General features: G+C 46.2%; 19 protein-coding genes and 1 riboswitch. Of the genes, 8 read left to right on the forward strand and 11 right to left on the reverse strand.

From position 1 onward, the window contains the following. Window positions 1–48 precede the first annotated feature (48 nt). The gene (locus tag ACP7AK_RS07240) at window positions 49–1,110 is read left to right on the forward strand and encodes a serine hydrolase (RefSeq protein WP_180037293.1); all 1,062 of its coding nucleotides are present in this window, start codon (window positions 49–51) and stop codon (window positions 1,108–1,110) included. A 58-nt stretch (window positions 1,111–1,168) separates the two neighbouring features. Here ACP7AK_RS07240 and thrC read toward each other — a convergent pair whose 3' ends face one another. The 4 genes from thrC to xerD form a co-directional block, all read right to left on the reverse strand. Further along, a complete protein-coding gene (thrC, locus tag ACP7AK_RS07245) occupies window positions 1,169–2,308 on the reverse strand; it encodes a threonine synthase (protein ID WP_425879322.1) in 1,140 nt (379 codons plus the stop codon). 56 nt (window positions 2,309–2,364) lie between these two features. Next, window positions 2,365–3,672, reverse strand: coding sequence for a homoserine dehydrogenase (locus ACP7AK_RS07250; RefSeq protein WP_034438395.1), 1,308 nt, complete (start codon window positions 3,670–3,672; stop codon window positions 2,365–2,367). Between the two features lie 126 nt (window positions 3,673–3,798). Continuing rightward, window positions 3,799–4,608, reverse strand: a complete 810-nt coding sequence (locus ACP7AK_RS07255) for a DsbC family protein (RefSeq protein WP_005101478.1) — start codon at window positions 4,606–4,608, stop codon at window positions 3,799–3,801. A 99-nt stretch (window positions 4,609–4,707) separates the two neighbouring features. Next, on the reverse strand, window positions 4,708–5,625 hold the full coding sequence (gene xerD / locus ACP7AK_RS07260; RefSeq protein WP_425879325.1) for a site-specific tyrosine recombinase XerD: 918 nt from the start codon (window positions 5,623–5,625) through the stop codon (window positions 4,708–4,710). A 174-nt stretch (window positions 5,626–5,799) separates the two neighbouring features. On the opposite strand from xerD, the gene ACP7AK_RS07265 reads away from it, so the two are divergent. From ACP7AK_RS07265 to ftsW, 5 genes are all read left to right on the forward strand, one after another. Further along, window positions 5,800–6,060, forward strand: a complete 261-nt coding sequence (locus ACP7AK_RS07265; RefSeq protein WP_004281065.1) for a FeoA family protein — start codon at window positions 5,800–5,802, stop codon at window positions 6,058–6,060. Next, window positions 6,057–7,913: a ferrous iron transporter B gene (gene feoB / locus ACP7AK_RS07270; protein ID WP_425879327.1), complete on the forward strand. Its 1,857-nt coding sequence runs from the start codon at window positions 6,057–6,059 to the stop codon at window positions 7,911–7,913. Before ACP7AK_RS07265 ends, feoB begins: the two co-directional genes overlap by 4 nt. 59 nt (window positions 7,914–7,972) lie before the next feature. Continuing rightward, the gene (locus ACP7AK_RS07275; protein ID WP_425879329.1) at window positions 7,973–8,224 is read left to right on the forward strand and encodes a DUF6587 family protein; all 252 of its coding nucleotides are present in this window, start codon (window positions 7,973–7,975) and stop codon (window positions 8,222–8,224) included. A gap of 161 nt (window positions 8,225–8,385) precedes the next feature. After that, entirely contained in the window at window positions 8,386–9,732 is a 1,347-nt protein-coding gene (gene murD / locus ACP7AK_RS07280) for a UDP-N-acetylmuramoyl-L-alanine--D-glutamate ligase (RefSeq protein ID WP_247143100.1), read from the forward strand. A gap of 20 nt (window positions 9,733–9,752) precedes the next feature. Then, a complete protein-coding gene (gene ftsW, locus ACP7AK_RS07285) occupies window positions 9,753–10,949 on the forward strand; it encodes a putative lipid II flippase FtsW (protein WP_004281069.1) in 1,197 nt (398 codons plus the stop codon). Here the strand turns inward: ftsW and ACP7AK_RS07290 are convergent. The 7 genes from ACP7AK_RS07290 to ACP7AK_RS07320 form a co-directional block, all read right to left on the reverse strand. Continuing rightward, window positions 10,938–11,198, reverse strand: coding sequence for a zinc ribbon domain-containing protein (locus tag ACP7AK_RS07290; protein ID WP_004281070.1), 261 nt, complete (start codon window positions 11,196–11,198; stop codon window positions 10,938–10,940). The genes ftsW and ACP7AK_RS07290 overlap by 12 nt on opposite strands. A 57-nt stretch (window positions 11,199–11,255) precedes the next feature. Beyond that, window positions 11,256–12,176 carry a tRNA glutamyl-Q(34) synthetase GluQRS gene (gluQRS, locus tag ACP7AK_RS07295; protein WP_425879332.1) on the reverse strand — a complete coding sequence of 307 codons (921 nt, stop codon included), beginning with the start codon at window positions 12,174–12,176 and terminating at the stop codon, window positions 11,256–11,258. 2 nt (window positions 12,177–12,178) lie between these two features. Continuing rightward, on the reverse strand, window positions 12,179–12,706 hold the full coding sequence (dksA, locus tag ACP7AK_RS07300; RefSeq protein WP_004281072.1) for an RNA polymerase-binding protein DksA: 528 nt from the start codon (window positions 12,704–12,706) through the stop codon (window positions 12,179–12,181). Window positions 12,707–12,916: 210 nt separating this feature from the next. Continuing rightward, window positions 12,917–13,729, reverse strand: coding sequence for a 3',5'-cyclic-AMP phosphodiesterase (gene cpdA, locus ACP7AK_RS07305; protein ID WP_425879334.1), 813 nt, complete (start codon window positions 13,727–13,729; stop codon window positions 12,917–12,919). After that, the gene (locus ACP7AK_RS07310; protein WP_180180654.1) at window positions 13,726–14,361 is read right to left on the reverse strand and encodes an NUDIX domain-containing protein; all 636 of its coding nucleotides are present in this window, start codon (window positions 14,359–14,361) and stop codon (window positions 13,726–13,728) included. Before ACP7AK_RS07310 ends, cpdA begins: the two co-directional genes overlap by 4 nt. A 76-nt stretch (window positions 14,362–14,437) precedes the next feature. Continuing rightward, window positions 14,438–16,333, reverse strand: a complete 1,896-nt coding sequence (gene thiC / locus ACP7AK_RS07315; protein ID WP_425879337.1) for a phosphomethylpyrimidine synthase ThiC — start codon at window positions 16,331–16,333, stop codon at window positions 14,438–14,440. An 88-nt stretch (window positions 16,334–16,421) separates the two neighbouring features. Further along, window positions 16,422–16,554, reverse strand: a riboswitch (TPP riboswitch). Window positions 16,555–16,640: 86 nt separating this feature from the next. Beyond that, window positions 16,641–17,672, reverse strand: coding sequence for a hypothetical protein (locus tag ACP7AK_RS07320; protein ID WP_313390888.1), 1,032 nt, complete (start codon window positions 17,670–17,672; stop codon window positions 16,641–16,643). A gap of 313 nt (window positions 17,673–17,985) precedes the next feature. Between ACP7AK_RS07320 and ACP7AK_RS07325 the strand changes: the two genes are divergently transcribed. Continuing rightward, window positions 17,986–19,326 (forward strand): TolC family outer membrane protein, encoded by a 1,341-nt coding sequence (locus ACP7AK_RS07325; RefSeq protein ID WP_409449741.1) that lies wholly within the window; start codon window positions 17,986–17,988, stop codon window positions 19,324–19,326. A 91-nt stretch (window positions 19,327–19,417) separates the two neighbouring features. Then, on the forward strand, window positions 19,418–20,137 hold the full coding sequence (gene phoU / locus ACP7AK_RS07330; RefSeq protein WP_114541456.1) for a phosphate signaling complex protein PhoU: 720 nt from the start codon (window positions 19,418–19,420) through the stop codon (window positions 20,135–20,137). The last annotated feature ends 161 nt before the right edge of the window (window positions 20,138–20,298 follow it).

Below are 20,298 nucleotides of genomic sequence, written 5' to 3' on the forward strand. Positions count from 1 at the left end.
AGGTAATACGCAAATCAATCTTACCTCTGTTAGTTGAGTGAAGGAATAGTGAAGAAAATAAACAAGTCTTTAAGGCATCTACTCGGCCTGTCCGTGTTAATCAGCATGAGCACGACAAGTTTTGCTGAAATCATTATGAATTCTGGCACGGCAGAGGGCGGTTCCAGCATTAGTTGGTCTTCTGAAGAAGTTAACCAGTTAATGAGCGATGATTTTAATGCCTCTGCCAATGAGCCTTCGCCACCCGGTTCAGCCACAGTGACTACCACTTTGCGTCAGGCCGGCACAGCAGCGCCAACAGCAGCCAAACCTGCTTATACTGCGCCACAGATTATTGATACGAATCATTTTAGTAATCAACCTTCTGTCAATGCACGGGCTGCACTGGTCATGGATGCACAAACCGGTGAAGTGCTGTTTAGCAAAAATACCAATACTGCCTATCCGATTGCATCGATTACTAAGCTGATGACAGCGGTGGTGATTTCTGATGCACGTCTGAATATGTCGGAAAAAATCACCCTGCAACAGGCTGATTTTTCCTGTTCAGGTTGTAAAAGCTCAAGCTCGACGCTAAGAGCAGGAGACAGCATGAACCGTGCTGAAGCTTTATTATTTGCTCTGATGAAGTCCGAGAACCCGGCTGCTGCCGCTTTGGCACGAACCTATCCGGGTGGTCGATCAGCATTTATTGCCAAAATGAATGCCAAAGCCAAAGAGCTGGGTATGAATTCTACCCACTTCATGGAGTCGACAGGTTTGCATCCGGGCAACGTGGCATCAGCTCGTGACTTGGGAATCTTGGTAAATACGGCCTCTCAATACGGCCTGATTCGTCAGTTCTCGACCACGCCAAGCTATGACTTTAACTTGGGTTATCGTGTATTGAAATCGAATAATACCAATGCCTTGGTACGTAATGGCGGATGGAATATCAATATTTCTAAAACCGGTTTTATTAATGAAGCAGGGCGCTGTGTGGTGATGCACACCACTCTGAATAACCGTCCTGTGGCAGTGGTACTTTTAGGTGCAAACAGCTCACAGGCGCGTACCAATGATGCGACCCGTTTAATGAGTTGGGTTAGCCAGCAACCTAAACGAATCTAATTGATTGGTTCATAAAAAAAACCCTGCACTTGCAGGGTTTTTTTAATTCTGGCCGAAATTACATATTCGACAGAATAGAGTCTTTAACTTGAGTCATGGTCGCATCAATCGACAGCATCACAGCATCAGCACATTGCTTGATAGCAGTGTCTGGATCTTTCAGACCGTTACCCGTTACGGTACATACGATCACTGAACCTTCAGCAATTTTACCCGCTTTAATGTCACGGATCGCGCCGCCGACAGACGCAGCAGACGCAGGCTCTACGAATACACCTTCATACATAGAAAGCAGACGTTGAGCTTCAAGAATCTCCGCATCAGTCAGTTCATCAAACCAGCCGTTTGAATCACGAACAACCGCTTTAGCATGATTGAAGCTTTGCGGATTGCCGATACGAATCGCAGTTGCAATAGTTTCCGGATTTTCTACTGGACCGCCACGAAGGAACGGTGCAGCACCAGAGGCTTGGTAACCTGCCATGATTGGCAAGCCAGCCGGTTTAGGACCAGTGAAAGCATCAGTTTCAGCATCGTAAACGACTTGCTCAAATTCTTCTTTCGACTGGTTAGCCACCGCTTCGGTATAACCCATCCAGTGTGCAGTGATGTTACCCGCGTTACCTACAGGCAGGCAGTGATAATCCGGTGCACGACCTAAAGCTTCAACAATTTCATAAGCAATGGTTTTTTGACCTTGCAGGCGGTACGGGTTGATTGAATTTACAATCGTCACCGGAGCCTGATCGGCAACTTCCTTAACTAGACGCATACCGTCATCGAAGTTACCGCGAATTTGCATGGTGATCGCACCATACATCATCGCTTGTGCCATTTTACCCATGGCAATTTTGCCTTCAGGGATGAGCACGAATGCTTTAATGCCGGCACGCGCAGCGTATGCAGCCGCTGCTGCAGAGGTGTTACCAGTAGATGCGCAGATGATGGCTTTAGAGCCTTCTTCAACGGCTTTGGTCACCGCCATAGTCATACCGCGGTCTTTAAATGAACCAGTCGGGTTTAAGCCCTCGTACTTCACATAAATTTCAACATCTTTACCAATAATGCGTGGAATATTCTCAAGCTTGATCAGTGGAGTATTACCTTCACCCAAAGAGATCGCACGAGTAGTTGCAGACACTGGTAAACGGTCGCGATAGCGGTCAACTAAACCAGTATAACGATTGGCATTCGACATGATGATGTTCCAATTGTGTGTAGAGCTTGGCAAGGGGAAGCCTCCCCTCAACCCGATTAATTATCAAGCGATTCTAAACGAATTCGTACAATTTCGCCATGAATGACGGGTAATGCTTGAATTTGTGAAAGCGCTGCATCCATTTTTGATTCCTTGACTGGATCAGTCAGAATCACGATAGGAATAAGGTCTTTGGATAAACGCGGTTGCTGCATGATCGCATCAATACTGATGCCGGCACGACTGAGAATCGTGGTCACATCGGCAAGCACGCCCATCTGATCTTCGGCATTAATACGGATGTAATAGCCGGTGGTCATTTGTTCGCGACTCAAGATCGGTAAATCACTGAGCGCTTCAAAAGCCAGTTGTGGAATGGTGCCTGCGCCGTCTTCTGTGTAAATGATGTCACGGACAATATCAACCACATCGGCAACAACCGCAGAAGCCGTTGGTCCCGCACCCGCACCCGCACCATAGTACAGTGTTGGGCCGACCGCATTGGCTTGTACCAGAACCGCATTTTTCACACCATTCACATTGGCAATCAGCTGGTCATCTGGAATCAGGGTCGGGTGTACACGGAGTTCAATCCCGGCATCGGTACGGCGTGCAATACCCAAGTGTTTAATCCGGAAACCGAGGTCTTCTGCATATTTCACATCTTGTGCAGTGACTTTGCCAATGCCTTCAGTAAAGACTTTGTCAAACTGTAGTGGAATACCAAAGGCACATGAGGCCAGAATCGTTAGCTTGTGAGCTGCATCAATTCCTTCCACATCAAAGGTCGGATCGGCTTCGGCATAACCGAGTTCTTGAGCTTCTTTTAGCACATCTTCAAAAGCGCGGCCTTTTTCACGCATTTCACTAAGAATGAAGTTACCCGTGCCGTTAATAATACCGGCCAGCCATTCAATCTTGTTGGCTGCCAGACCTTCACGAATCACTTTAATAATCGGAATGCCACCAGCCACTGCGGCTTCATAGGCAATCTGTACGGCATTGTCTTCAGCCGCTTTAAACAGTTCGTTGCCGTGTTCAGCCAAGAGTGCTTTGTTGGCCGTTACAATATGTTTGCCATGTTTCATGGCTTCCATAATAATTTCAAAAGCAGGATGAATCCCGCCCATCACTTCTACCACGACGTCTACATCAGGTTGACGTACGATGTCCATCAAGTCGGCACTCTGTTTGACCGATTCTGGCAGATCCAGATCAGGACGTGGACGACGGGTGCCTACATGGGTAATTTCAATTTCACGACCGGTGCGACGTTTGATCTCAGCAGCATTTTCTTTTAATAGTTTCAAGGCACCACCACCTACAGTACCAAGACCGAGGATTGCCAGACGAACTGGTTTCACGTCACACTCCAAATTAAACAGTTTTTTACGAGAGCCTAGATCATAGCTAAAAAACCCGCCTGACTCTAGGGTCATTTCAGAATATCTTTATCTATAAAATAAAGTTAAATAACTTATTAAAATGAGTTATTTAAGCCGATTCAATAATTCCGATGTAGACAGGTAACCGCCCAGATAAGTACCTGCTGAATTATAAATGGCAGGGGTACCATTCACACCCATATTCAGACCCATTTGATATTGATCTTGAACAGGATTTTCACACTTCTCTGCACTAATCTGTGCGCCTGAAATCGCCTGGTCAAAGGCACTACGGCGGTCAGCACTGCACCAGATCGCTTCCATGGCCGGCATATGCTGTTCACCACGCGGCCAGGCGATATAACGCACTTCAATGCCTTTGGCATTCATCTCATCCATTTGCTCATGGAATTTATGGCAATACGGACAGCTGACATCGGTAAACACATAGACCACATGCTTGGCTTTGCCTTTGGCTGGATAGACCAGCAAGTCGGCTGGCTTGAGTTCAGCAAAGAGTTTATTGTTGATGCCTGCCTGCAGGTTTTCGCTGACATTGTGTAGCTGTTTGTCGCCGAGACGGATCACATCGCCCTGAATCAGGTATTTACCGTCACTGGTGACATAGACCGCAGACATGCCTTCCAGACTCACCCAGTACAGGTTTGGAACTTCAGTGGCTTTAATGTCGGTAATTTTGGCACTGATGCCAGCAGTTTTGAAATGCTTTTCCAACGTAGACGCCAGACGCTGTTCTGCATTACGTTCGGTTAGGGTAGAGGCTTCGCCCGTCGCCGGTGCGCTTGCAGTCAACTCTTGCTTTTTATCGTTGTTAGTGGAATTGGAACACGCAGTCAGACCCAAACCAGCAGCAAGTGTGCAAGCCATAAAAATTTTTGAGCGGGCAAATGTCATAAAAAACCCTTTTCTTCTTGGATTAAAAACAGAGCATTAGCATAACAAAAAAAAATACCCACACGTCAAACTTCTCAGTTTATTCCATCCGGATATGTTTTAAGCTCGTGGATGATGGGTCGCGTGTAGCTGTTGCATCCGTACTTGTGCTACATGGGTATAAATCTGGGTGGTAGACAGATCACTATGCCCGAGCAGCATCTGTACCACGCGTAAGTCTGCGCCATGATTGAGTAAATGCGTCGCAAAGGCATGGCGCAAGGTATGCGGTGACAGTTCGGACTGGATTCCGGCCTGCAGCGCATAACGCTTAATGGCATACCAGAAATTCTGCCGGCTCATGATACCGCCATGCTGGGTCAGAAACAGATAATCGGTCGAAGTCCTATACAGTTGCGGACGGGCTTCATTCAGATATTTTCCCACCCATTCACAGGCCATTTTTCCCATCGGAACCAGGCGTTCTTTATTACCTTTACCCACAATACGTAAATAGCCCTGTTTTAAGTTGATCAGTTCCAGCCGCAAGTTAATCAGTTCGGTCACCCGGAGTCCGCAGGCATACAGCACTTCAAACATGGCGCGATCGCGCAGCCCTAAGGCCGTGTTGATATCGGGAGCATGAATCAAGGCCTCAACATCAGCTTCAGACAAATCTTTAGGTAAGGCCCGACCCAGTTTTGGGGTTTTATGTGCAGCCACCGGATTGTCACTACGCAGTTTTTGCTCGCGTAAAAATTTATAAAATGAACGCAAGGCAGACAGGCAGCGGGCAATCGAACGTGGGCTTTTTTGCTGTTTGGTCAGCGCAATCAGTACATCGGAAATATCATCATGATTCCATTCCGGCAGAGGCTTGCTCACGCATTCTGCACATTGCACCAGATCGGACAAATAGGCATTGCGGGTATGCGGGCTGACCGTTTGTGCAATCAGATAATCACGAAAACCCTGTAAATAACTGAACGCATCAGGAATCTGGACAGGGGCAGGAATACGGGGTTTTTTATTCAGCATAGGGTGAAAGGATCTGATCTGAAAAAGCGATAATCGGGATTGGTATTCTCCACTGTAGTGTAATTTTATGACAGTGTCGATGTGGTATAAGGCTAAATCGAAATGTAATTAATCTTATTTGTTAATTATTCTCATTTGTTTGTATACTGTACAAAATAGTTTAGGAATTTCACGGTGCGTTTGTCTGATTTAAAAGCAAAACAAATTGCCATCATTCGAAAAGTGAGTCGAACAACTGATGGTGAAAGTGCTCTACACGATGTCGTCGCGAGTCGTTTGGAAACTTTAGGCTTTGTACCGGGTACAAAGGTACAGGTCATTACTAAAGGTATTTTTGGTGGAGATCCCATTTTGATTCAAGTTGGATTCACACGTTTTGCTTTGCGTAAATCAGAAGCAGCCAAAATTGAAATTGAACAGGCGGTGTCGGCATGAGTGATACATTACGTATTGCCCTTGTCGGTAACCCTAACTGCGGTAAAACTTCATTATTCAACCATTTAACCGGAACTCGCCAAAAAGTCGGTAACTATGCGGGTGTGACGGTTGAACGTAAAGTCGGTACGTTTCAGCTTGCTTCAGGCAAAGCGGTACGGGTACTGGATTTGCCGGGGACTTATAGTCTGGATGCCACCAGTCCGGATGAAGAAATTACCCGCAACGTCGTACAAGGTAAAATTGCGGAAGAGCAGGAGCAGGATGCATTTTTGTGTGTGGTAGATGCCACCAATCTGAAATTGCATTTGGGTCTGGTGCTGGAAATGATTGCGCTGGGTCGTCCAGTGCTGGTCGTGCTGAACATGATGGATGAAGCACGCCGTCGTGGCATGCAGATCAATACCCAGAAGCTGTCTGAGCGACTGGGCGTACCTGTGGTAGAAACGGTGGCTGTGCGCAGTTCAGGCATTGAAAACCTGAAAAATGCGCTAGATCAAGGCAAGTATTCTGTACCACAGACCGAACTCAGTGGCCTGAAAGGTTATAGTCACCAGCGTGTGGAAAATATTCTGAATGACGTCGTCAATTTCGTCGATCAGGAAGATAAACGTACCGATTTTCTTGACAAGATTTTTCTGCATCCGGTATTGGGCTTAATTAGTCTGGCCGTGATGATGTTCGTGATTTTCCAGGCGGTATTTGCCTGGGCTGCGCCATTTATGGATGGGATTGAAACCTTCTTCGGCTGGCTGGGTGAGTTCCTCGGCGAATATATTTCGCATCCCTTACTGAATAGCCTGGTGGTGGACGGGATTATTGCCGGTGCCGGTGGCGTGGTGGTGTTCCTGCCACAAATTCTGATTCTGTTCTTCTTTATTCTGGTACTGGAAGAATCGGGTTATTTACCGCGTGCTGCTTTTCTATTAGATAAGCTGATGTTTAAAGCAGGCTTGTCAGGACGTGCCTTTATTCCGTTATTGTCCAGCTTTGCCTGTGCCATTCCCGGAATTATGGCTTCGCGTACCATTAGTGATCCACGAGATCGTTTAACCACGATTTTCGTTGCCCCCTTAATGACCTGTTCGGCGCGTTTGCCAGTTTATGCCTTGCTAATTGCGGCATTTGTACCCGCACAAACTGTCTGGGGCTTCCTGAATCTGCAAGGTCTGGTACTTTTCGGTCTGTATATGGCAGGCATCGTAAGTGCTTTGGTAGTGTCTTTTGTGTTGAAATTCTTCCATAAAGATAAATCACAGCACATGCTGCTGATGGAACTGCCAAGCTACCGTTTTCCAGACCTAAAAAACGTCTGGATCGGCTTGCTGGATCGCGGCAAAATCTTCTTGAAACGTGTCGGTGGCATCATCTTCGCCTTATCGATTGTACTGTGGTTCTTGTGTACTTTCCCACAGCCACCAGAAGGGGCAACCTTGCCGGCCATTGATTATTCATTGGCAGGGATGCTCGGTCATCTGATGCAGCCGATCTTTGCACCGCTCGGTTTTAACTGGCAGATCTGTATTGCCCTGATTCCGGCGATGGCAGCGCGTGAAGTGGTCGTTGCAGCACTGGGTACAGTCTATGCGATGTCGGCTGTTGATGAAGATGCGATGTCTGAAGGTCTAGCTGCGCTAATTAGCGGTGGAGGTGATCTGGGCTGGTCAGTTGCGACAGGTTTGTCTTTGCTGGTGTGGTTTATTTATGCACCACATTGTCTGGCGACTCTGGCAACGGTTAAACGTGAAACAGGTTCCTGGAAAACTGTCAGTATCATGACGGTTTACCTGTTTGGTCTGGCATATTTCATGTCATTCCTGACTTATCAAATTGCTTCATATTATTTGGGCTAAATCTTAGATTGGCCTTGGCCAATTGAGTTTGCTGCATTGTATATGTATGGGAGATTGAGATGATTGAAATTCTAATTGTGGCAGCACTGGTGCTTTGGAGCATGCTGGTCGTATTCAAAAAGGTGTTTCCGAACACCTCTAACTCAGTCTTCCAGAAGCTGTCTGATGCCTGTGCAGCCAAGGGCTGGAAGCGTCTGGCCAAATGGCTGCAACCGGGTATGGCTGCAGGCTGTGGTGGCAACTGTGCCTGTCCGGTTTCAGAAAAAAGTGTAGAAGAAAAGCCAGCCCAACAAGCGGTGAAATGGAAATAATTTCCTTTTCTGGCTGAATTTTAAAAACCGTCATGATCATGACGGTTTTTTTACGCATGGACACAAAAAAATGTGCAGAAAAGCCAATCAGAAAAGGCATTCAAAACAGCAAAGTGCTACCATTTCGTCAGTTTCAAAATAGACCAAAATATGGGGCGAAAATGTTAATACAACGTGGTGGGTTAAAAGTCGTTGCAGGACTCGGAATATCAGGTGTTGCAGCAGTCAATTTCTTGCATAGTCAGGGCTACCGCGTTGCAGTAACAGATTCTAGAGCTAACCCGCCCGGACATGACCAGATACCCGCTGAGGTTCAGACCAGTTTTGGTCAGTTTGATGCCGAGCTGTTGCTGTCTGCAGAAGAAATCGTGATCAGCCCGGGGCTTGATCCTAAACTTCCTGAAATTCAGGCAGCGATTAACAAGGGTATTCCGGTGGTCAGTGAAATCCAGATTTTACGCCGTGCTACGGATAAGCCTATTGTGGCGATTACCGGTTCTAATGCCAAAAGTACCGTGACTACCTTGATTGGTTTAATGGCAGCAGATGCAGGTAAAAAAGTCGCTGTCGGTGGTAACTTAGGCCGTCCTGCGCTAGACCTGACTAAAGACGATCCTGAGCTGTATATACTTGAGCTGTCCAGTTTTCAGCTGGAAACCACCTCAAATCTGGCGGCTGAAGTCGCGGTGGTGTTGAACATGAGTGAAGATCATCTGGATCGTCATGGCGATATGATGGGTTATCACACGGCGAAACACCGGATTTTCCAGGGTGTGAAAAAAGTCGTCTATAACCGTGATGACTCTTTGACCCGTCCGTTGGTACCAGACGTAACACCGATGCAAAGTTTCGGACTGAATGCACCGGATATGAACCAGTACGGTATTCTCAAGGATACCGATGGCAGTATTTGGCTGGCGCGTGGTCGTGAGCGTCTGCTGAAAAGTACCGAGATGTATATGCAGGGCACGCATAATGTTGCCAATGCCTTGGCCTGTCTGGCGCTGGGAGAAGCAATTGGTCTGCCACTAGAAAGCATGCTGAATACTTTAAAAACGTTTAAAGGTCTGGAACATCGCTGTGAATTCGTCAAGGAAGTACAGGGCGTACGCTATTATAACGACTCCAAAGGTACCAATATCGGCGCAACCTTGGCAGCACTGGATGGTCTAGGGATGGCGATTGAAGCCCAGGGCGGTAAGGTCGCGATTATTCTTGGTGGACAAGGTAAGGGTCAGGATTTTAAGGCCTTACGTGAATCATTAAGCAAATATGCCAAAGTAGCGGTATTAATCGGTGAAGATCGTCCCGTCATTGAAGCAGCGATTGCGGGCACGACTGAACTGATCCATGCGGACAGCCTGCAGCAGGCGGTAGAAATCTGCCAAAAGCACACCCAGGCACATGATGTCGTGCTATTGTCTCCTGCATGCGCAAGTTTTGATATGTTCTCGGGTTATCCTGAGCGTGGTCGTAAGTTTGTTGCGTATGTGAATGAACTCAATTAAGAATAACAAGGATTCGTGATATGGCTGGGTTTGCTCAAACTACGATCAATAAATTAAATCAATTTTATACGCAGTGGATACCTAGAATACCTGCTGAAGTGAATCCACGGAATGTATTGATTTTCTGTGTGTTGGCTTTGCTCTGCATTGGTTCGATCATGGTGGCATCGGCCTCGATGCCCTATGCAGAACGTATGCATGAAAATCCGTTTCACTATATTAGCCGACATGGGATTTCGATTTTTGTCGCTGCCGTAGCAGCTTTTCTGGCTTATAAAATCCCCTTAAAAGTCTGGTTTAATAACACTTTCTTTTTGTGGATTATTACCATCGTACTTTTGGTGGCCGTGCTATTTGTCGGGACGGAAGTCAATGGTTCCAAACGCTGGATTCGGATCGCAGGCTTTACCTTACAGGCTTCGGAAGTCGCCAAAGTGATGATGGCAATTTTTACTGCAGACTACGTGGTGCGCCGTGCGGAAGAAGTACGGAATAATATCAAGGGTCTGGTCCGTTTAAGTGCCATCATGGGTGCTACCGTCGGTTTGATTATTCTCGAGCCTGACTTGGGTGCAACCGTGGTAATTACCTTAACCATGCTTGGCGTGTTCTTTCTGGCGGGTGCGCCGTGGATTCAGTTCGGTGTGGCTTTTATGACCTTGGTCGGCGCATTTGCTGCCGCGATTCTGTTGGAACCGTATCGTCTGCAACGTCTGCTGTCTTTTTCGAATCCTTGGGAAGATCCCTTAGGCACCGGTTATCAGCTCTCTAATGCCCTTATGGCCTTTGGCCGTGGGGAATGGGCAGGGGTAGGCTTGGGGCATAGTATCCAGAAAATGTCTTATTTGCCTGAGGCGCATACCGATTTCATGCTGGCAATTTTGGGTGAAGAATTTGGCTTTTTAGGCATTTCAACCATCCTGATCTTGTCCTTCACCATGCTGGTTTGCTGTATCCGCATTGGACACCGCGCCTTGCAGCATCAATATTTGCGTGCCGGCTATCTGGCTTATGGCATCAGTATCATTTTCCTGTTACAGATTCTGGTGAATGCCGGTATGAATATGGGCATGTTGCCGACCAAGGGTTTGACCTTGCCATTTATTAGTTATGGCGGTTCATCCCTGATTATCTGTGCGGTCATGATCAGTCTGATTCTGAAAATTGATTCGACCACGCGTCAGGTCAATCCAAGCCGCGAAGAATCAAGCTTCTAGATTGGAGTTTCGTCCTGGCTCTGGCTGAGCATGGTCCAGTACCGTGCTCGGCATTGCGGTTCCACAATTGGAACAGGTCACAAAAGCAGATTTAGGCTTGGAAAGTGGAATCAAGGGTATAAAAAATAAAGAAAAATAATTACGCTGCTGTTTTAGCTCATAGCCCGAACGAGTACGGCAGACCGGACACAGAAACTGGCTTTTCTCAATGGTTTTGGTTTTAGGGCCGACGCCAAAAATAAAAAACATACTCTTCTTCCTATCAATTTTTCATTCTAGAAGTCTAGCTTAAGTGAAAAGCTGTTTTTATAAATAGTGACCTTGTAGCTCAGTTGTATGTGGAATCCGCTCAATGTCCCATTGTACTACCGCCTGTTGCAGCATCCGTTCGGGAGTGTCCAAATCAACTTCAGCCTGATGCAAAGCCTGAAGTGCCTGTTTTAATAATTGGGGTGCCTGAGTTAAATCCAGTGCTTGGGCCAGATTCTGTTTTGAAAGTTTTTGCCCCTGATCATTCATTGCCAGCGGCAGATGCATATAGCTTAGACGCGGATAACCGAGTAACTGCCCCAGATAGATTTGCCGTTCGGTATTATCTAAAAGATCAGCTCCACGTACCACGTGGGTCATACCTTGCAGATAATCATCGACCACTACAGCCAGTTGGTAATTGATAATGCCATCACGACGTTTTAAGACAAAATCACCCAGATCTTTTTTTAGTTCTGAACAGTGCCGACCTTGTAGCCGGTCTTCAAAACAGATTTCAACATCTTCAACTTTTAGGCGAATGGCTTGATGCTCAAAAGCCAGACTCAAGTCGCGGCAGGTATCCTGATAGATATGGTTGGAACCGAGCATTTTACGGGTGCATTGGCAGGCATAAACCAGACCTTGCTGACGTAATTGCTGGATGACGTCTTCGTAAATATCTAAACGGTCTTTCTGGAAAATGATTTCGGCATCAGGTTCAAGCTGAAAGGCATCCATGGCACGCAGGATATGCTCTTCGCTGCCGGGATAAATGCGGGGAATATCGGTGTCTTCAACCCGAACCAGCCATGTGCCTTGATTGGCTTTGGCATCGCAGTAACTTGCAACTGCGGTAATGAGGGAGCCAAAATGCAAAGGGCCGGTTGGCGATGGCGCGAACCGGCCCACATAAGCCATCCTGTTGTCCCCCTCCTTTTTTAAAGGAGGGGTTAGGGGAGGATTATTTACAGACATACTTAACCGTTATTTTGCTTCTCTTTGATCTCTGCAAGGGTTTTGCAGTCAATACATAAAGTAGCCGTTGGACGTGCTTCTAAACGACGCAAGCCAATCTCGATACCACAAGTTTCACAGAAACCATAGTCATCATTCTGGATTGCTTCGATCGACTGTTCGATTTTACGAATCAGTTTACGTTCACGGTCACGGGTACGTAACTCAATCGCAAACTCTTCTTCCTGAGTCGCACGGTCATTCACATCTGGAAGAGCAGTATTTTCGTCTTGCATCGTATTCAGGGTACGATCCACTTCTGACATCAACTCAGCTTTCCAAGCCAGCAAGATTTGGCGGAAATGCTGAAGCTGACCTTCAGACATGTATTCTTCATTTTTTTTAGGTTGATAAGGTTCAATACCAAATAAGCTAGCAGTAGAACCACCGTCAGTCGTTTTAGGCTTAGATTTGCGTACGCGCTTTGCAGCTTTCTCTTCTACAACATCAGTTTGATTGTCTAAGACTTGATTTTGGTTGTCATTCGCCATTTAGGGCATTCCTCATCTATGCGTATGATTGCTACGCAAAAAATATGGTGATATGCAGTTTTTTATCCACCCTGTAGAAAGATTATCCTCCTATGGGGGCCGTCATCATATAGACTTTTTATGCTTATTGATAGTCTTTGATGTCTGGACTATGCATATCACATTTCCTTTGGTTGCAATAAAGTAATGCAAAAAAAACAAATTGAAAAGTTAATAACCTGAAATTTCGGTATTAATATTTTGCTGGCTCAATGCCACCCGTTCAATATAGGTATCAAACTCACCATTTTGTTGCAAATGTAATACACGATAACCCGGTGCCGCCTGATCTAACGCGAAATCTTCGCTTTTAGGTTTAAACTGCACACTGGTCGATGGTGTGGATAAAAAGTAGATACCATGCCATTCGTTACAGGAATCCTGATGCACATGACCAAACAGAACCAACTTGATATTCTGATGCCGAGCCAGTACATCTTTCAAATCTTCAGCATTTTTCAGCCGGTGCTGATCAATCCAGTGCGATTTCATCGCAAAAGGATGATGATGGCAAGCCACAATGACATGCTGATGTTTAAATTCAAGCAATAATTGGTCCAATTGATCAAGTTGAGCTTGTTCCACCCAGCCATCGATCTTGCCTTGAACGGCACTATTTAACAGGATCATGGTCCAGGTGCCAAAATGAATGGCATGTACCTGATTCGCATGCTGGTGAAAAGGGAACACCTGAGAATCGTCATGGTTACCTGGAATCTGATAATACGGCACGTTTAAAGACTGAATATATTCTAGATAGCGCTGATAAGTCTGTTCGACCGGCACCTGTGCCAGATCACCGGTATGAATCAATGCATCCATTTGGGGAAAGCGCTGTTGGATCTGCTGCATTACCTCATGAAAACTCTGCTCGGGATTCATCCTGGCAAATTCCAGCTCTTCCTGATCCATCAAATGGGTATCAGAAATCTGGATAATGGTCCAATCCGGCTGTGTGCTTGTGCTTGACTGCTGAAAACTCATGTCTTTCCCCTTAGACATATTCCTGCAGTATGAATATGTTGTTGCAACCATTGCAAGGCCATAATGACAGGCGCATTTCTTAAGCGACCATTCGTGAGCAAGAACGGAATATCGGCATAATCCAGAATATGCAGCTGGATATTTTCCCCTTCATCCGGCATGCCAAAAACACCACCCTGTTCAGGTAATTCGGTCTGCGCCACATATAAATGAAATAATTCGGAACATGCTCCGGCGGAAGGATAGAAGCTGAAAATGTGCTGTAGCTCATCCAGGGTACAGCCTGATTCTTCAAGTGCCTCGCGGCGGATGCACGCTTCAGGCGCTTCATTGCCATCCAGAACGCCAGCAATCACTTCGAGTTGCCAAGGAGAATCGATATCGTCCAGTCCACCAATCCGGAACTGTTCAATCAGGCCGAATTTCTGCTGTTGATGATTGTACATCAGCACACCCGCTGCTTCTGGCCGGTGAATCAGCTCACGTTGCAAAACAGGGGTTGAGCTTTCCTGATTAAATAAACGGTGTTTCAGGCTGACTTGTTCTACCTGAATAAATCCCCGGTACAAGAACTCACGTGCCTCTACGCTAAAGTCTTTTTTATTATAAGAGGCCTGTTTAATAATATTCATATGCTCAGATAGAATGAATTGATTTATTTTCATCCTATCTGAGTTTTTTTTGAAGACAACTGTTTTTTTTACAGTTTTATAGTTTGTGGTATAAATTTTGACCAGATTTGTGGAAGCTGGCTTTCATCTGATCCATACCCGCTTCAATTTCGGCCTGAGAGCTTGCTGGCTGATCAGGATTAGCCTGTTGACTGGCATAATCACGAACATTCTGGCTAATCTTCATTGAACAGAACTTTGGTCCGCACATGGAACAAAAGTGCGCGGATTTATGCGCGGCTTTCGGCATGGTTTCATCATGCATGCTGCGCGCCGTGTCCGGATCCAGACTCAAGTTAAACTGGTCTTCCCAGCGGAACTCAAAACGCGCCTTGGACAGGGCATTATCCCGCGCTTGCGCACCCGGATGACCTTTGGCCAGATCGGCTGCATGTGCGGCAATCTTGTAGGTAATAATGCCGTCTTTGACATCTTTTTTATTGGGTAAACCGAGATGCTCTTTCGGCGTCACATAACACAGCATTGCGGTACCGTACCAGCCAATCATTGCTGCGCCGATCGCCGAAGTAATATGGTCATAACCCGGTGCAATATCGGTGGTTAATGGTCCCAAGGTATAAAAGGGTGCTTCTTTACAGACTTCGAGTTGCAGGTCCATATTTTCCTTGATCATATGCATCGGGACATGGCCCGGACCTTCAATCATCACCTGAACATCATGTTCCCAGGCGCGGTGGGTCAGTTCGCCCAAAGTTCGAAGTTCGGCAAATTGCGCTTCGTCATTGGCATCCTGCACACAGCCGGGACGCAAACCATCCCCGAGACTGAAAGACACATCATAGGCTTTCATGATCTCGCAGATGTCATCAAAATGGGTGTATAGGAAATTTTCCTGATGATGTGCCAGACACCACTGCGCCATGATCGAACCGCCACGCGATACGATACCGGTCAAACGGTTGGCCGTCAGCGGTACATATCTCAAAAGCACGCCGGCATGAATGGTGAAATAGTCCACGCCTTGTTCGGCCTGTTCAATCAGGGTGTCTTTAAAGATCTCCCAGGTCAGGTCTTCGGCCACACCATTGACTTTTTCCAGTGCCTGATAGATTGGTACGGTTCCGATCGGCACTGGAGAATTCCGGATAATCCATTCCCGGGTTTCATGAATATTTTGGCCAGTCGAAAGATCCATGATCGTGTCTGCACCCCAGCGCGTGGCCCAGGTCATTTTCGAGACTTCTTCTTCGATACTTGAACCGAGTGCAGAATTACCGATATTGGCATTGATTTTGACCAGAAAATTACGCCCGATAATCATCGGTTCCAGTTCCGGATGATTGATATTGGCCGGAATAATCGCGCGGCCGGCGGCGACTTCCTGACGCACAAATTCTGGCGTAATTTCAGTCAGGTTTTTTGCATCAAAATTCTGGCCCGGATGCTGGCGCATATCGACACCATCCAGTTGACGTAGGTTTTCACGAATGGCAATGTATTCCATTTCCGGTGTGATAATGCCTTGCTTGGCATAATGCATCTGGGTGATGTTGCGGCCGCATTTGGCTTTGCGTGGTTTTTGAATATGCGCGAAACGGATCGCGGCTGTGCGGATGTCGCGTAAACGCTGGCGGCCAAATTCAGAACTGAGCTGATCCAGAATTTCGCTATCGTTGCGCTGTTCAATCCAGCTTTCACGAACATTCGGCAGACCTTTGTTCAGGTCAATCGTCACGTTGGGGTCGGTATACACACCCGAAGTGTCATAGACCATCAAAGGTGGATTATGTTCGCCACCCAGACTGGTCGGGGTTTCACTTAAGGAAATTTCCCGCATGGGTACCTGAATATCAGGACGGGAACCTGGCAGATAGACTTTACGTGAAGCGGGCAGAATCCGTGTTAGATCACGGGCTTCCTGTTCATGAGCGGAGAGAGAAGTTTCAGAAGAAAGATTCGTTAACTGGTTCATGGCTATGATCCTTATGAATGACATCAACGAATCAAGCACGACCAAAAACGTAGGCAGATTTATCCTGAACAGATAAAGCAAGGGTTGAGTTTTTAGCTGGCTTGATTCCTACGCAGGTATTAACCTGATCAGGTTCAACGGTACTCATGCTCAATTCCTGATAACGACAAAAGGAATCACATGATCTCAGCGAGGATTTACTCGCGCTCCGTCAAGCGAGGCTAAAGCTTAGCTCAGTTTAGGCAGAATAAACAGGTTTAAATCTCTCAACTTTAAGCAAGGAGTGATTCAGACCTTGTCAAATGAACTAGATGCAGATGGCATCGGTAAAACAGTCTTTATCGTATTTTTGTGAGGGCGGACTGATCTGGGCATAGTACAGAATCTGTTCTGCTTCCGAGCGGTTTCTATAATCGGCAGGCAAGGCTTGCTGGCGCTGTTCTGGAGTCATGTCCAGAAATTCCAGAAATAAGCGTGCCTGTGTGGATAGTGTTGATTTCTGACCACTCGACATTCCAATAATAGTTTCCAGATGACTGGTATCGACCGCATAACGGTCGCGATAGTCTTCCGACACTGGTGATTGTTCGGTACCTCTAAACAGAAAATAGGTATATTGCTTCAGCAGATATTCGGCATCGCGGTTATAACTGCTATTCGGATAAGTCTTGAGATAGTCTTCCCAAAGCAGGCTGCGGGCTGCAATATCAGCGGCTTCAATCTGCAGGCGTTTTTCCACCAGTACTGGTTCCATATTCTGTTCCGCCAGATTTTCAATAAAGGCTTTTTCAGCGGCTGGTAAATAAGGGGCAAAAATACGCGCCAGATATTCCGGACTACGGCGATAATGTAAAGTACCATCCCCCAGATCCAGCAGTTCTACATAAGCCTGACCTTTGTGTTTTAACAGATACTGGTCACGTGAGGTAAGCTGTTGAAAATGCGCATGCTGAATGGTCGGATGCTGGGCCATTTCCAGTGCATACTGCTCAAAGGCGCGTTGCTGGAACTCGGTGCGATCCACCTTTAAAAAGCGCTGATACATTTCGGTAGAGCGTTGCATCAGGTGCTTCTGCTCCGCCAATTCCATCAACGGCAGGCACACTTTAAGATCCTGATTAATTTGTTCCAGCGCAAACGTCGTGCGCTGGTCATTAATCTGGGACATATTTTTTTCAATATTCTGGCACATGAGGCTAAAGTCACTGACTGGACTTTGCGTTTGCTTCGTCTCAGTCTGTTCGACCTGGATCTGTGGATCTGAAGGCTGTTGGCAGCCCCCAAGAAGCAGCACGCTACCAGCAAGCAAACAGGCTTTGAATATCGATGGGAATGGCATTAACACTATGCTTCAGGACTCTGTATATATAGGTGAATTCAGAAAATAACGGCCTTACTGGGAGATATTGTATAGATCAAACTAAAATACTATGTTTAGTATTGTGAATTGCTTTGTTACATTGCCGGTATTAGAGCCAGAAAATTGAATTAATGATGGATAAAAACTGATCTTTATATTAAAAAATTAATAAAAATCATACGTAAAAATTCAAGAGATCTCTTTAGTATGGCTGAGCTTAAAGTGCCAGAATTTTTTAATCTGAATGGCTGTTAGGGGTGAACACTATAAAATGAAATTAAAACTCAGTGTCATGGCCGGTTTATTGCTATTAATTAGTCCGGCGATTTTTGCCTTGGACTTAAAAGAAGCGTATGCGCGCGCCCAGCAAAATGATCCGAACTGGCAGGCGAATGTGTTGCAGTATCAGGCTGATCAGCTCAATCTGGGGATTGCCAGCGGCAATTTGCTGCCGACCGTGACTTTGTCTGGAAATGTGACCCGTAAAAACCAGTCCGTCAACAACTTACAGCCTGAAGGTTTGCCTGCTGAATTTGGTGAGTTGCAAAGTTCCAGTACAACCAGCCGTCAGGTGGCCTTAACCGCACGCCAACCTTTATTTCGCTGGGATGCCTGGCAAGGTTATAAGCAGGTCAAGACCTCGGTCGAACTCAGTGAAGTCAATCTGCGTCTGCAAAAACAGCAGCATATTTTACAGGTGGCCGAAGCCTATTTTAATGTCTTGCGGCAGCAGTCTTTGACTACGGCTTATTTACAGGAAGAGCAGGCGCTGTCTGAACAGTTACGCATGATGAATGCTAAGCTGAAAGAAGGTTTGGTGGCGCGTAGTGAGGTCAGTGAAGCCAATGCCCAGTATCAAAGTGCCCAAGCCAACCGGATTTCGACTCAAGTTCAGCTGGTACTGGCCCAAGAACAGCTGGCACAGTTAATCGGTCCTTATCAGGAAAATCTGGCGGTATTACGCAACGATTTTCAGTTTCAGAAACCGGTTCCAAGTGATATGCAGTCCTGGACTGAATTAGCACAAAGCCAGAATCTGAATATTCTGCAAGCGCGTCTGCAAAAGCGCTATTCTGAAGATGCCAAACGGGTCGAGCAGGCTGCGCTCTATCCGCAGGTCGAAGCGGTCGGAACCTATGGCTATTTAAAACAAAGTCCAGCCACGATCATGTCCAGCAATGGAGATTTCGACCAGATTGGGGTGGAAGTGAACTGGAATGTATTTAGCGGCGGACGCACACAAAAAAGTATCCGTCAGGCCGGTGTCAATGTGCAAAAAAGTGAAGCGCAACTGGATGCAGCCATCCGTAAAGCCAATACCGATGTGAAACAGTCCTTTATGCAGGTAGAAACCGATCAGGCCAAACTGAATGCACGTAAAGCCGCGATGGACTCTTCGGAAATTGTCTCACAAGCGTCCAGAGCCCAATATCAGGAAGGCTTAAAAACCATGGTCGATGTGTTGCTGGCACAGCGTAATGCCTTTTCTGCCAAGACCGATTATTTGAATGCCAAATATGATTATCTGTTGCATGTGCTGCAATTGCAGGCCTCGGTCGGGCAGTTAACCGAAAAGGAACTGGCAGAGCTGAATGCCTGGCTGATTGAATATGATTCGCCTCAGCCTCTATGAGGCTACTATTGTCATCAAACTTTCATCATAGATATGCTTTAATATGATTTATTATTGATCATTGTCCTCTATCGTTCAGGAGTAGCTTTCCTTGTGTCCAAATAATCCTGTATTAAGCCATCACATTTCTTCGCAATTTAATGAAGAACTGCAGGACGTAAATACCAAATTCATGACGATGGGCGGACTGGTAGAACAGCAGGTAGCTAATGCCATTCATGCCTTATTGGACACAGATGCCTCAATGGCAGTAGATGTGCAGTTTCAAGACAATGTCGTCAATCAGATGGAACGAGATATTGATGAAGCGCTGACCCTAATTCTGGCGCGTCGTCATCCTGCCGCGATTGATTTGCGCATGGTGCTTGCCATGTCCAAGGCCAATACCGATCTGGAACGGATTGGCGATGAAGCCTCGAAAATAGGCCGAATTGCACAAAGCTTATGTGAAGAGGGCGGCTCACCGCGCGGTTATATGGAAACCCGGCATATTGGCAACCAGGTGCGGGTGATGATTCATGACGCACTGGATGCTTTTGCGCGTCTGGATGTAGATCAAGCTTTGAAGGTCATGTTGGCAGATGCGGATATTGACCGTGAGTATCAATCAGCCACACGTACGCTTATGACTTATATGATTGAAGATCCGCGGCATATCAGTCGTGTCATCAATGTATTATGGGTGCTGCGTTCGCTAGAAAGAATTGGCGATCATGCCCGGAATATTTCGGAACAGGTGATCTATATGGTCAAAGGTTTTGATGTGCGTCATACCAGCGTTGAAGAAATTGAACAGAAAGTTCAGCGTTAAATCTTAAAAAATTAAAATAAAAAGCCTGCAATTTGCAGGCTTTTTTTCAGCTTTAATTAAATGTTTTTTCTCAAATCGGAAGCAAAACAGGTTTTAAAATAATCAAAATTTTTATCGATGAAATTTACAAAAAATGTGATTTGGTTGTCAAAAAATATACA

The organism is Acinetobacter sp. TWP2-2-3 (genome assembly GCF_049896445.1).
Lineage (GTDB): Bacteria > Pseudomonadota > Gammaproteobacteria > Pseudomonadales > Moraxellaceae > Acinetobacter.